At 48.8% G+C, this 12199-nt stretch carries 10 protein-coding genes and 1 pseudogene; 8 read left to right on the top strand and 3 right to left on the bottom strand.

Translation table 11 applies throughout. The annotated features are described in order from the left end of the window. Positions 1-75 precede the first annotated feature (75 nt). From FTU55_RS09185 to urtE, 7 genes are all read left to right on the top strand, one after another. Positions 76-660 (top strand): YqiA/YcfP family alpha/beta fold hydrolase, encoded by a 585-nt coding sequence (locus tag FTU55_RS09185; protein ID WP_005180877.1) that lies wholly within the window; start codon positions 76-78, stop codon positions 658-660. Positions 661-674: 14 nt separating this feature from the next. Continuing rightward, positions 675-2555: a DNA topoisomerase IV subunit B gene (gene parE, locus FTU55_RS09190; RefSeq protein ID WP_005180875.1), complete on the top strand. Its 1881-nt coding sequence runs from the start codon at positions 675-677 to the stop codon at positions 2553-2555. A gap of 390 nt (positions 2556-2945) precedes the next feature. Next, on the top strand, positions 2946-4229 hold the full coding sequence (gene urtA, locus FTU55_RS09195; RefSeq protein WP_160255399.1) for an urea ABC transporter substrate-binding protein: 1284 nt from the start codon (positions 2946-2948) through the stop codon (positions 4227-4229). A 93-nt stretch (positions 4230-4322) separates the two neighbouring features. Then, the gene (gene urtB, locus FTU55_RS09200; RefSeq protein WP_180046860.1) at positions 4323-5951 is read left to right on the top strand and encodes an urea ABC transporter permease subunit UrtB; all 1629 of its coding nucleotides are present in this window, start codon (positions 4323-4325) and stop codon (positions 5949-5951) included. 4 nt (positions 5952-5955) lie between these two features. After that, positions 5956-7029 carry an urea ABC transporter permease subunit UrtC gene (urtC, locus tag FTU55_RS09205; RefSeq protein ID WP_016658716.1) on the top strand — a complete coding sequence of 358 codons (1074 nt, stop codon included), beginning with the start codon at positions 5956-5958 and terminating at the stop codon, positions 7027-7029. Further along, positions 7026-7844 (top strand): urea ABC transporter ATP-binding protein UrtD, encoded by an 819-nt coding sequence (gene urtD, locus FTU55_RS09210; protein WP_104513174.1) that lies wholly within the window; start codon positions 7026-7028, stop codon positions 7842-7844. The genes urtC and urtD overlap by 4 nt, the downstream gene beginning before the upstream one ends. Before the next feature lie 10 nt (positions 7845-7854). Then, positions 7855-8553, top strand: coding sequence for an urea ABC transporter ATP-binding subunit UrtE (urtE, locus tag FTU55_RS09215; protein ID WP_180046862.1), 699 nt, complete (start codon positions 7855-7857; stop codon positions 8551-8553). 151 nt (positions 8554-8704) lie between these two features. Here urtE and FTU55_RS09220 read toward each other — a convergent pair whose 3' ends face one another. The 3 genes from FTU55_RS09220 to FTU55_RS09230 all read right to left on the bottom strand — a co-directional run bounded on the left by FTU55_RS09220 (position 8705) and on the right by FTU55_RS09230 (position 11837). Beyond that, the gene (locus FTU55_RS09220) at positions 8705-9412 is read right to left on the bottom strand and encodes a phospholipase D family protein (RefSeq protein ID WP_180046864.1); all 708 of its coding nucleotides are present in this window, start codon (positions 9410-9412) and stop codon (positions 8705-8707) included. Positions 9413-9526: 114 nt separating this feature from the next. Beyond that, positions 9527-10942: a DASS family sodium-coupled anion symporter gene (locus FTU55_RS09225; RefSeq protein WP_005180862.1), complete on the bottom strand. Its 1416-nt coding sequence runs from the start codon at positions 10940-10942 to the stop codon at positions 9527-9529. Positions 10943-11051: 109 nt separating this feature from the next. Then, a complete protein-coding gene (locus FTU55_RS09230; RefSeq protein WP_016658721.1) occupies positions 11052-11837 on the bottom strand; it encodes a sulfite exporter TauE/SafE family protein in 786 nt (261 codons plus the stop codon). A gap of 196 nt (positions 11838-12033) precedes the next feature. Between FTU55_RS09230 and FTU55_RS09235 the strand changes: the two are divergent. After that, positions 12034-12199: pseudogene (locus tag FTU55_RS09235) on the top strand (RNA-guided endonuclease TnpB family protein); the annotation flags it as partial.

Genomic DNA, 12199 nt, shown 5'->3' on the forward strand with positions numbered 1-12199 from the left:
ATTAAAACATGAATGTGATCAAAGTCTCAAAAAAGTAAATACAACAATGAACATGGATAACATCCGATTAGCACAATGAATTTAATTTATTTGCATGGTTTCAGGAGCAATCCCTTTTCTGCCAAAGGCCAGCTGTTGCGGCAAGCGCTGGCACAGCGGAGTGACATTCAGGTGCATCTGCCCGATCTGAATGCGCCGCCACGCGAGGTAATGCAGCACTTATCTGCACTGATTGAGCAGCTGGATCAGGTAGCGCTGGTCGGCAGCAGTCTGGGCGGCTTCTATGCGACACAACTGGTCGCACGCTATGCGGTTCCGGCTGTGCTGATTAATCCGGCTATGCGACCATGGCAGTTGTTTCAGGAACTGTTTGGCGATGCGCAGATTCCGCTGAAAGTGCATGAACACTGGACGCTGGAGCGGCTACATTTACAGCAACTGGAACAGATGGCAGTGCCTTTTGTTGAAAAGGCAGACAAAATTTTAGTGTTATTGCAGCAAGGCGATGAAGTTTTGGATTATCGTGACGCACAGCGTTATTATAGCCAGGCCCAGCATAGCTCTCTGATCATGACCGAAACCCGCGGCAATCATGGGATGGACAACTTTGCGCTAAAAATACCTATGCTGCTGCAGTTTTTATCGGATTCCCTAAAATAAGGAAACAGTACAACGTGTCTCAATATACGGCTCAATCTCTTGAAGTTTTATCTGGTCTCGATCCGGTCCGTCGCCGTCCGGGTATGTATACCGACACCTCGCGTCCGAACCATTTGGCGCAGGAAGTGATTGATAATGCTGTCGATGAGGCACTGGCCGGACACGCCACCAAAGTTAGCGTGACCGTGTATAAAGATGGCTCGCTGGCAGTAGAAGACAATGGCCGCGGGATGCCGGTGGATATTCACCCGGAATATGGCCAGAGCGGAATTGAAATTATTTTGACCAAGCTGCATGCCGGCGGCAAGTTCAGTACCGATAACTACCAGTTTTCCGGTGGTTTGCACGGGGTCGGGATTTCTGTGGTGAATGCCTTGTCGACCCGGGTAGAAGTGGATGTACAGCGTCAGGGCAATCTCTACAAAATGGCTTTTGAGCAGGGCGAAGCCACTGGACCACTAGAAGTGCTGGAAGGCAAAGCACCAAAACGTGCGTCAGGCACGCTGGTGCGTTTCTGGCCGGAAGCCAAATATTTCGATTCGCCAAAATTTGCCTTAAAAGCCTTAAAACATAATTTAAAAGCCAAAGCGGTTTTGGCGGCTGGCCTGCAAATCAATTATATCGACCAGATTAATGATGAAAAAATCACCTGGCAGTTTGAAAATGGCCTGGTCGATTATTTAATGGATGAACTGGAAGACCGCGAGATTATTCCGGCGCCGGCCTTTGTCTCTTCAGGCAATGCAGAACGCGCCAGCGCAGAGTTTGCGATTTGCTGGAATGTTGAAGGCGGTGAAAGCATTCAGGAATCTTACGTCAACCTGATTCCGACCGCGCAGGGCGGTACCCATGTCAATGGTTTGCGTTCCGGTATCACCGATGCCATGCGCGAGTTCTGTGAGCTGCGTAACCTGTTGCCGCGTAACTTGAAACTCTCGGCCGAAGATGTCTGGGATGGAGTGAACTATATCCTGTCGCTAAAATTCCAGGAGCCACAATTCTCCGGTCAGACCAAAGAGCGTCTGTCGAGCCGTGAAGCGTCCGGAATTGTGCAGAATATTGCCAAAGATGCCTTTGCCTTATGGCTGCATCAGAATTCAGATATAGCGCTGCAACTGGCAGAAATGGCCATCTCCAAGGCCGGTCGCCGTTTAAAAGCAGCCAAAAAAGTCGAGCGTAAAAAGATTGTGTCGGGTCCGGCTCTGCCAGGCAAGCTGGCCGACTGTGTCGGTCTGACCCGTGAAGAATCGGAACTGTTTATTGTCGAAGGGGATTCTGCGGGCGGTTCGGCCAAGCAGGCACGTGACAAGAATTTCCAGGCCATCATGCCGATTCGCGGTAAAATTTTAAATACCTGGGAAGTCTCTTCCGATGAGGTGCTGGGCTCTCAGGAAGTGCATGATATTGCCATTGCGATTGGGGTTGATCCGGGTTCAGATGACTTGTCTGAACTGCGTTATGGCAAAATCTGTATTCTGGCCGATGCCGACTCCGATGGTCTGCATATTGCCACCTTGCTCTGTGCGCTTTTTGTCAAACATTTCCCGGCTTTGGTAGAAGAAGGGCATTTATTTGTGGCCATGCCGCCATTATTCCGGATTGATGACAATAAAGATGTACATTACGCACTGGATGAAGATGAGCTCAACGGCATTTTAAATAAATGCAAAAGCAAAAATCCGCAAATCACCCGCTTTAAAGGCTTGGGTGAAATGAACGCCAGCCAGCTGCGTGAAACCACCATGGACCCGGATACACGCCGTCTGGTGCAACTGGATCTGGATGATATTCATGTCACTGCCGGTTTGCTGGATAAACTGCTGGCCAAAAAACGCTCCGCAGACCGGAAGCAGTGGCTAGAGCAAAAAGGCAATCTGGCTGATCTGGTGGTTTAAAACCTTAAAACTTTCATCATTTTAGAAAACCTGCCCGTCTTGGTGCAGGTTTTTTTATGTCGCTGATTTTTTCTCCAAAATGAGGCAATACGGCTGGATAGGGTTGCACTTTTTTTGTTCACTTTTGCGCCTCCTTAGCCTTCAATATCTCTAAAAACTCTAGAGCGCACTCTGCTTGGGTGTATGTGGTGCTGATCAGTGCAGCGTAGCTGAAGGGCTATGCTTCATTTTTTATATTAATATAAGTAACTAATTTTTATGATTTAAATCTTACTTGTCCCGTCTAGATCTGCCTGTCAGTTTTGCGTTTGGCATAGAAATTGAATTATCCGCTGCAGTCATAGAACAACAGGCACCATGTTCAGGTGCTGCATAAGTGTGGAGAAATTCATGAAGTTCCAGCGCAATCTGTTTTCAAAAAGTATGTTAGTGGCCAGCATGGCCGGGGTTGTGGCGCTCAGCGGCTGCTCAAAATCGACCGAAAGTAGCGACAGTGCCAGCACAGCCCAGCCAGCGGCCAGCACCGGTGAGACCATTAAAGTCGGCATCCTGCATTCCTTGTCCGGCACCATGGCCATTTCAGAAACCTCGCTAAAAGATACCGCGCTAATGGCAATCAATGAAATTAATGCCAATGGCGGGGTGCTGGGCAAAAAGCTGGAACCGGTGGTGGTTGATCCGGCCTCTGACTGGCCACTGTTTGCAGAGCAGGCGCGCCAGCTGATTACTCAGGATAAGGTCGCGGTCATTTTTGGTGCGTGGACTTCAGTATCACGTAAATCGGTACTGCCGGTGGTGGAAGAGCTGAATGGTCTGCTGTTCTATCCGGTGCAATATGAGGGTCAGGAACAGTCGAAAAATATTTTCTATACCGGCGCAGCACCTAACCAGCAGGCGATTCCGGCAGTGGAATATCTGATGAGTGAAGAGGGCGGTCAGGCCGAACGTTTTGTGCTGCTGGGAACGGATTATGTCTATCCACGGACCACCAACCAGATTCTGCGTGCTTTCCTGAAATCAAAAGGCATTGCTGATGCGGACATTATGGAAGAGTACACCCCGTTTGGGCACAGCAACTATCAGACCATTGTCAGCAATATTAAAAAATTCTCGGCTGGGAAAAAGACTGCGGTCATTTCCACCATCAATGGCGATTCCAATGTGCCGTTCTACCGTGAACTGGGCAATCAGGGCATCAAAGCTTCTGATATTCCGGTGATGGCGTTCTCGGTGGGTGAAGAAGAATTACGCGGTATTGATACCAAGCCACTGGTCGGCCACTTGGCATCGTGGAACTACTTTATGTCGGTAAAAAATCCGGTCAATACCGAGTTCACCAACAAAATGAAGCAGTACGCAGTCGATTATAAACTGCCAAATGCCAACAAGCTGGTGACCAATGACCCGATGGAAGCGACCTATGTCGGCATCAATATGTGGAAGCAGGCGGTAGAAAAAGCCGGCACTACCGAGGTGGATCAAGTCCGTGCAGCCATGGCTGGTCAGGAATTTAAAGCACCCTCTGGTTATACCTTAAAAATGGATGCGTCAAACCATCACTTGCATAAGCCGGTCATGATCGGGCAAATCCGTGCCGATGGCCAGTTTGATATTGTTTATAAAACCCCGCAAACCCTACAGGCAGAACCTTGGAGTCCTTACCTTCCGAAGTAAGTTTGACATCACGCCTGCTGCTTCGGCAGCAGGTTTTTTTTCGATTTCTCTGCCTTCTTATAAAAAAGAGGACACACAATAGGGGGATATAAAATGAATATTCGCGTGAATATCGCCGCTATTTTTCTGATTTTTGCCCAAGTTTTATCGATACAGCTGGCTCAGGCCGAACAGCCGCAAACACAGACAGCCGTTGCTGTGACACAGGCCGATGCCATCCAGCAATTTGTGCAAGGTGATTTCGCCAGCCGCCGTGCCTTACTGAACCAGTGGCCCGGCAGCCTCGAACAGCTGGATCAGCTTGCACAATATGTTGAACAGCAGCAGCTCTATAGCGGCGCCAATGGTCAAACCTATATTCTGGAATCGGATGAGCGTTTACTGCATTATCCGGCACTGGAGCCGGTCAGCGACTGGCCAAGTGATCTGGCGCAGGTCACGCTGGTGAATACCTTGCAGAAAGCGCTGACCTTTGCGCTGGCGCATTCAAAAATGCAGTCAGAAGATGCGGCTGAGCGCCTTGAAGCTGTCGATATTTATGAAAGCAATCTGTCTGAATTACAGCTGGCGCAGATCAATCGCCTGTATTTACAGGAACGGAATAATAAGGTGAAGGCGCGTCTGGCCCAGCTCAAAGCACGGCTGGATTATCAGCAGCCAGATGTGCTGGTGAAAATTCAGGCCGCCCAGGTACTGGCCGATTCCAACCGTCCCGATGTACTGGCCATGGTGGAGCAGGAGCTGCAACAGCCGAATCTGAATCCGGAACTGAAAGCCGTGTTGCTGGAGGCCAAAAGCGCCATTCAGACCCGCTTACAGGCCAGTGAATGGGCTGGCCATCTATTTTCCGGGCTCAGTACCGCCAGTATTTTGCTGCTGGCGGCGTTAGGACTGGCCATCACCTATGGTCTGCTCGGAGTCATCAATATGGCGCATGGCGAGCTGATCATGATTGGCGCTTATACCACCTATGTGGTGCAAAGCCTGTTTAAAAGCCATTTTGGCAGTTATCTGGACTGGTACCTGATCGTGGCGATTCCGGCAGCCTTTCTGGTCAGCGCTTTAATTGGCATGCTGATTGAACGCTCGGTAATTCGTCCGCTCTATGGCCGTCAGCTGGAAACCCTGCTGGCCACCTTTGGGGTGAGTCTGATTTTAATGCAATTGGTGCGGATGATCTTTGGCGCACAAAACGTGGAGGTGTCCAATATTGCCTGGCTGTCTGGTGGCATTTCCATTAGCCCAAGCCTGATGCTGCCGTATAACCGTATCGCAATTATTGTCTTTACCATCGCCGTGCTGTTGTTACTGGTCTATTTACTCAATAAAACCCGTTTTGGTCTGTTTGTGCGGGCTGTAACCCAAAACCGTCAGATGGCACGTGCCGTCGGAATTCGTTCCAGCCGCATCGACATGATGGCTTTTGGTCTGGGTTCTGGTCTGGCTGGACTGGCCGGTTGTGCCTTGGCGCAGGTCGGAAATGTCGGCCCGGATTTGGGGCAGAACTACATTATTGATGCCTTCCTGGTGGTGGTAGTTGGCGGGGTTGGTCAGGTCTGGGGTGCGGTACTGGCAGCACTGGGTCTGGGTATTAGCGGGACTGCGCTGGAAATTGGCATGGGCGCTGTACTGGCCAAAATTATTCTTCTGGTTCTTGTGATTTTGTTTATTCAAAAACGCCCACAAGGTCTGTTTGCCATCAAAGGCCGTTTTGTGGAGTAAGCGCATGAAGATCACACATTTACTTTCCGATAAACCCTATAGCGGGGCAGCCATTGCCGCCTGTTTTGCGATTTTACTGCTGTTGCCGTGGCTGCATCTGTTGCCGAGTGATTCGGCACTGCATCTGTCGGCTTATTGGGTCACCCTGATTGGCAAAATCATGTGTCTGGCACTGGTGGCTTTGGCCTTGGATCTGGTCTGGGGCTATGCCGGTATTTTAAGTTTGGGTCATGGCCTGTACTTTGCTCTGGGCGGTTATGCGTTTGGCATGTACCTGATGCGCCAATCCGCGGGTGATGGGCTGCCAGACTTTATGCGTTTCTTAAGCTGGACCGAGTTGCCGTGGTTCTGGGTTGGTACGGAACATTTCCTCTGGTCGCTTGCACTTGTTGTTTTAGTGCCGGGCATCATTGCCTTTGTGTTTGGCTTCTTTGCTTTTCGCTCCAAAATCAAGGGCGTGTATTTCTCGATTATCACCCAGGCCATGACCTTTGCTGCCGCACTACTGTTTTTCCGTAATGAAACCGGTTTCGGCGGCAACAATGGTTTTACCGGCTTTAAAACTATTTTGGGCATGGATATTACCTCGGCACCGATGCGGGCCAGCCTGTGTTTTATCACCGCGCTGGTGCTTCTGCTGTGCTTTATCGGGTTGCGTCATCTGATGAATCAGCCTTATGGCCGTGTGCTGGGTGCAATTCGTGACAGTGAAAACCGTCTGCAATATCTGGGCTATCGCACGCTGTGGTACAAGCTGTCGGCCTGGGTACTGTCTGCGGTGATCGCGGGTATTGCCGGGGCGCTGTATGTGCCACAGGCCGGCATCATCAACCCGAGTGAAATGAACCCGGTCAACTCAATTGAAATGGCGGTCTGGGTCGCAGCGGGTGGTCGTGGCACCTTAATTGGGCCTTTGCTCGGCGCGGGTGTGATTAACGCGGCCAAAACCTATTTCACCGCTGCTTCCCCAGAGGCGTGGTTACTGATTTTAGGGGCGCTGTTTATTGTGGTGACCATCTTCCTGCCGAAAGGGATTATTGGTCTGTTTGACCGTTTTAAAAAGGAGCGGAGCGAATGAGTGAACTGTTGCAAGCTCATGGCGGCCATGCTGCTGAAGGTTATGGCCGTCCCAAGGAACAGGGCGCAGATTTTAGCCACGGTATTGCGCTGTATTTGGAAAAAGTTAGCGTGTGGTTTGATGCCTTTCGTGCCTTAAATGACTTGTCTTTGTATATCGAAGAAGGGGAATTACGTTGCATCATTGGACCCAATGGTGCCGGTAAAACCACGTTAATGGATGTGATTACCGGTAAAACCCGTCCCACCGAAGGCAGTGCCTTTTTTGGCCAGACCTATGATTTAGCCAAGATGAGCACCGAACAGATTGCCGAGGCCGGAATTGGACGCAAGTTCCAGAAACCCACAGTATTTGAAAATTTTACTGTCATAGAAAACCTGCTGCTTGCCGCCCCGAAAGATAAACGGGTGAAAAAGAGTTTCTTTAGCAAGCTCGATCCGGATGCCCAACAGGCGCTGGAGGAATCGTTGGCGCAAATCCGCTTACAGGAATTGGTGCATAAACCGGCCGGATTGCTGTCGCATGGCCAAAAGCAGTGGCTGGAAATTGGCATGTTGCTGATGCAGCGCCCGAAGCTGATTTTGCTGGATGAACCAGTGGCAGGTATGACCGATGCCGAAACTGAACGCACCGCAGAGCTATGTCTGGAGCTGAAGAAAAATCATACCTTGATTGTGGTTGAGCATGACATGAGCTTTATTGACACCATCAGTGAAAAAGTCACGGTGCTGGCACAGGGTGCCATTCTGGCAGAGGGTACATTGGCCGAAGTTCAGGCCAATGAAGATGTGATTGAAAAATATTTGGGACGTTAAGGAGACCGCGATGCTAGAAGTCAAAGACGTCAATCAGTTTTATGGGGGCAGTCATATCCTGCGCGATGTATCGTTTCAGGCTCCGGTCGGCGCATGTTCAGTGGTGCTGGGGCGTAATGGCGTGGGCAAAACCACCTTGCTGAAATGCTTGATGGGCATTTTGCCGATTAAGTCCGGGCAGATTCTGCTGGATGGCAAAGATATTTCCAAGCTCAGTCCGGAGCAGCGCGTGCGTGAAGGTTTGGCCTATGTGCCGCAAGGCCGCGATATTTTTTCGACCTTAACAGTTGAGGAAAATATCCTGATTGGGATGGCGAAATTTAAAGGCACAAAAACCCGAAAAGTACCGGAACATCTGTACGAGATTTTTCCAATTCTGGATGAAATGAAGCAGCGCCGCGGCGGAGATTTATCCGGTGGTCAGCAGCAGCAATTGGCAATTGCCCGCGCGCTGGCTTCTGAACCGAAGGTATTAATTCTGGATGAGCCAACCGAGGGTATTCAGCCCTCGATTATTAAAGATATTGGCCGGGTGATTCGTAAACTGGCTGATAGTGGCGAAATGGCAATTGTGCTGGTCGAACAGTTCTATGATTTTGCCGAAGAGCTGGCCGATGGCTATACCGTGATGGCGCGTGGCCAGGTGATTGCACAAGGTGCCGGCAGGGAAATGCCGGAGAAAGGGATTCGGGAGTTAGTAGCGATTTAATTTCCCTCTCTCAAAGGGAGGTTGGAGGGATTTAACAAGTCAAAGCCTCCCTGAGCAAGAGATCAGCACGGCTTGATCTTGCAGCGCAAGAAGGGAGGTTTGGAGGCTTTAATTTCACCTCTCCCTGTCTCCGAAAAGGAGAGGGAAATTGTCATTCAATTTCCGTATTTTCATTCCATAAAAAATACCCGCCATACTGGCTGGATCTGAACTCACCCCCGCTACTTTTACCCTGTTCAGTTAAAAAGTGTTTGCCATTTTCGTTTAAGGTCAGGAAGCCTTTTGCAGTTAACTTCTCCAGTACATCTGCGGTTTTTAGCTTATGTTTTGCAGCCAGTTTGGAGGTGGTGAGTTTGGGTAGTGTTGAGCTTTCTTCGCCACGCTCTACTTCGGCCACCACAGCATCCGCTTTCACTTCATCGAGGCTAATCCGGACTTCATCACTAATCCGAATAATGCGCTGCGCTTCTTCATAGGCATCTTTAAATACTTCATCATCTTCGTATTTGCGAACCAGAATCCCCATTTCATTGTTATTAATCTGGCTGAATTCATATAAATTCAGGCTGGAAATAATACATTCTGATTCATTCAGATAGCATTTTGCATGCAGGTTCTTGCAGAAGCTTAAACGGACATAATCCAGTTTTTGCAGCCACTTAATTTCCTCTGGATGCAGGTCGCTTTTGCCATACACAATACGGATGTCAATTTTGAGCCGATCTTTATCTTCGAGTAATTCTTTAATCCGGTCATTGAGGCGTAAATAGGGGCTAATCAGAATTAAACGCTCTTTGGCATTCTTAATCAGTTCTTCTAGAAAAAAGTTGGTTGCACTGGTGTTTAAAAACTTGGCCATAAAAATCCCCGTGTCATTCTTATTGATGGCTTAGATCATAGTCTAAGTATAGGTAAAAATTAAACAAAAAAAAGAGCACTGAAATCAGTGCTCTTTTAGATGGATGCTGAGCGTTTAGCTAAAGAACCAGTATACGAACAGCGCAATAATGAAGGTACACAGGATGTTTAATACTATCCCGACACTCATCATTTCACGCTGTCTGATATGACCGGACCCAAACACAATTGCATTTGGCGGTGTTGCTACAGGCAACATAAAGGCACACGATGCACCAATACCAATAATAATCACCAGAATTTCTTTTGGCATACCCATCTGGTCGGCAATGGCGGCAAAGACCGGTACCAACAGTGCAGCAGAAGCGGTGTTACTGGTAAATTCAGTCAGGAAAATAATGAAAATGGTCACCACAAAAATAATCACCAGCGGTGATGCCGTACCAAATACATCTGCAACGGTTTGACCCAGTACCAGCGATGCACCTGAATCTTTTAACATCGCACTTAAGGTTAAACCACCACCGAACAGCAGTAACACCCCCCAGTCGGTGTTTTCAGAAACCTGTTTCCAAGTGGCTGTACCTAAAATCACCACCAGACAGGCGGCGACCAGCGCGGTCCAGGTATCCGGAGATGAAATACCAAAGTTCTCGCTGAGTTTTTTGCCAAAAATCCAGGCAATCGCGGTACAGATAAACAGAATCATGGTCGCGATACGGGTTCGGTTCCATGGAATTACTTCTGTTTCAAAATGAATTTTCTGGTTCAGTTTCGGACGCAACACCAGATATAAACTGACCAACATGGCTGGCAGTAAAATCAGCATCATCGGCAAACCGATTTTCATCCAGTCGGCGAAGTCATAGTCCAGTGCTTTGGCAGCAATCGCATTCGGTGGTGAACCGACCAGCGTTCCCAGGCCGCCAATACTGGCCGAATAGGCAATCCCGAGAAGAATAAAGACGAAGGTAGAGCGCTCTTTGGTTGAATCTAGGTGCGACAGCAGACCCAAAGCCAGCGGGAGCATCATCGCTGCGGTGGCGGTATTGGAAATCCACATCGACAGTGCAGCTGTGACGGCAAAAATGGCCAGCACTGAAATCCCCAAATGCCCGCCAGACATGGAAATAATCCACATCGCAATTTTACGGTCCAGTTTCTGGATATGTAGGGCAGTGGCCAAGGCAAAACCACCAAAGAACAGGAAAATGACCGGGTCAGCAAAAGTCCGCAGCGCCTGCGTGGTGGTCATCGGTACCAGTTCTTTGCTGGCATTTTCAATCGGCATGCCAAGCGCTACGGCCAGCACCGGCACCAGCAGCGCGGTAATGGTGATATGCACCGCTTCAGTCAGCCATAAAATCCCGATAAACAGCAGCAGGCTCAGGCCTTTATTGGCATAATCATCATAGGGCAAAATATGGTAAAAGCCCCAAGAAAGCAGGGCGGCAATGACAATAATAATCCAGCCTTTGACAATGCCTTTCGGCGCGGCCTCGACCGGTGGTTTTAACGTATCTGTATTCATATACGATCCTTTTATAGATTTATAGGAATTAGAGTAATCGGCCTATTATTTAATATTTTTCAAGCAGGGGGGCAAAGTATAAATTGATTATTTTGTAGCTAAGTGAAGATTAAACCACAAAAAAATGCGGGTTCTGACTGAGGAGTTGCACAGCTTGCCACAGGGCTGAGCCGCCGAGCACGGCCAGTAAGCTGAGAATCAGCCAGCGAAATTTCTGCTGGGAAATATGGGCACGTAACTGGCCGCCAGCCCAGACCCCGAGCAGCGACACCACGGTTAATAAGCCCAGTAAGGACCATTGTTCAGATTTAAATTGCAGCATCACCGGGTAAAGCAGCAGCAGCTGAATCAGTTTACTGACCGCAAAATTCAAGTTGCTGATCAGCACAATTTCGGTTTTGCTGTGTTCGGTACTCAGCAGGTACATCATCAGAAAGGGTGCCATGGCATTGGTGGCTCCGCCGATCACACCGGCCAGCAGACCAAACAGCAGCATGTTTTTCAGACTGGCCTGAATGCGCAGGGGCTGGCTGCGAAACTGATCCAGCACATACCATAAAATAAACAGCCCCATCAGCAGTTTGAGATAGCCATCATTTAGATGTAGCAGTAACTGCACACCGAATACACTTCCGATCAGACTGCTGATAATCAGGCCCCAATATTGACCGGAATAATAGCGCAGCGCCTGAAGAAAGCTGCGTTCGGGGTCGCTATTGAGTAAAAACAGATTCAGGATCAGGCAGGGTAATAGTACAAAGGCTACCGTGGTCGACAGCGGGTACAAGGTGGAGATGGCCGCGGTACTGACCATAGGAAAGCCGAAGCCACTGATCCCGTGTAACAGGGCAGCAATGATACAAAAGATCAGAACCATCAGGTCGGCTTTAGACATGCGTATTTCAACGGACTGGCAGAGTACTGACTAAAACATGCACATACTGGGCTTGTAAAGGGCAAGCCGGCTTATTTTTTATCAAATGGAGCGTAAACCTCTGTCTTTCAGTCAGAGATATAAGCGACACGACATGAAATGTCGTTTAATTGCTAAAAAACAATATATTAAGCTTAGTATGAGCTAATATAAGCCCATGAAAACACTTAAATTACGCATAAAAAACAGTCACACAAAGGTGCTAGACCAATTGGCATCTGAAGTTAATTTTGTCTGGAACTATGTCAATGATTTGTGTTTCAAACACCTACAGCGCAAACAACAATTCTTTTCAGCATACGATATTGCTAAATACACGAAAG

This window comes from Acinetobacter sp. YH12117 (assembly GCF_013418865.1).
GTDB classification, from domain to species: domain Bacteria; phylum Pseudomonadota; class Gammaproteobacteria; order Pseudomonadales; family Moraxellaceae; genus Acinetobacter; species Acinetobacter indicus.

Excerpts from the sequence above, each read along its gene's own strand:
- urtC (WP_016658716.1), top strand. The coding sequence starts at position 5,956 with ATGAAGATCACACATTTACTTTCCGATAAACCCTATAGCGGGGCAGCC.
- urtA (WP_160255399.1), top strand. The coding sequence starts at position 2,946 with ATGAAGTTCCAGCGCAATCTGTTTTCAAAAAGTATGTTAGTGGCCAGC.
- FTU55_RS09185 (WP_005180877.1), top strand. The coding sequence starts at position 76 with ATGAATTTAATTTATTTGCATGGTTTCAGGAGCAATCCCTTTTCTGCC.
- urtE (WP_180046862.1), top strand. The coding sequence starts at position 7,855 with ATGCTAGAAGTCAAAGACGTCAATCAGTTTTATGGGGGCAGTCATATC.
- urtD (WP_104513174.1), top strand. The coding sequence starts at position 7,026 with ATGAGTGAACTGTTGCAAGCTCATGGCGGCCATGCTGCTGAAGGTTAT.
- FTU55_RS09230 (WP_016658721.1), bottom strand. The coding sequence starts at position 11,837 with ATGTCTAAAGCCGACCTGATGGTTCTGATCTTTTGTATCATTGCTGCC.
- urtB (WP_180046860.1), top strand. The coding sequence starts at position 4,323 with ATGAATATTCGCGTGAATATCGCCGCTATTTTTCTGATTTTTGCCCAA.
- FTU55_RS09225 (WP_005180862.1), bottom strand. The coding sequence starts at position 10,942 with ATGAATACAGATACGTTAAAACCACCGGTCGAGGCCGCGCCGAAAGGC.
- FTU55_RS09220 (WP_180046864.1), bottom strand. The coding sequence starts at position 9,412 with ATGGCCAAGTTTTTAAACACCAGTGCAACCAACTTTTTTCTAGAAGAA.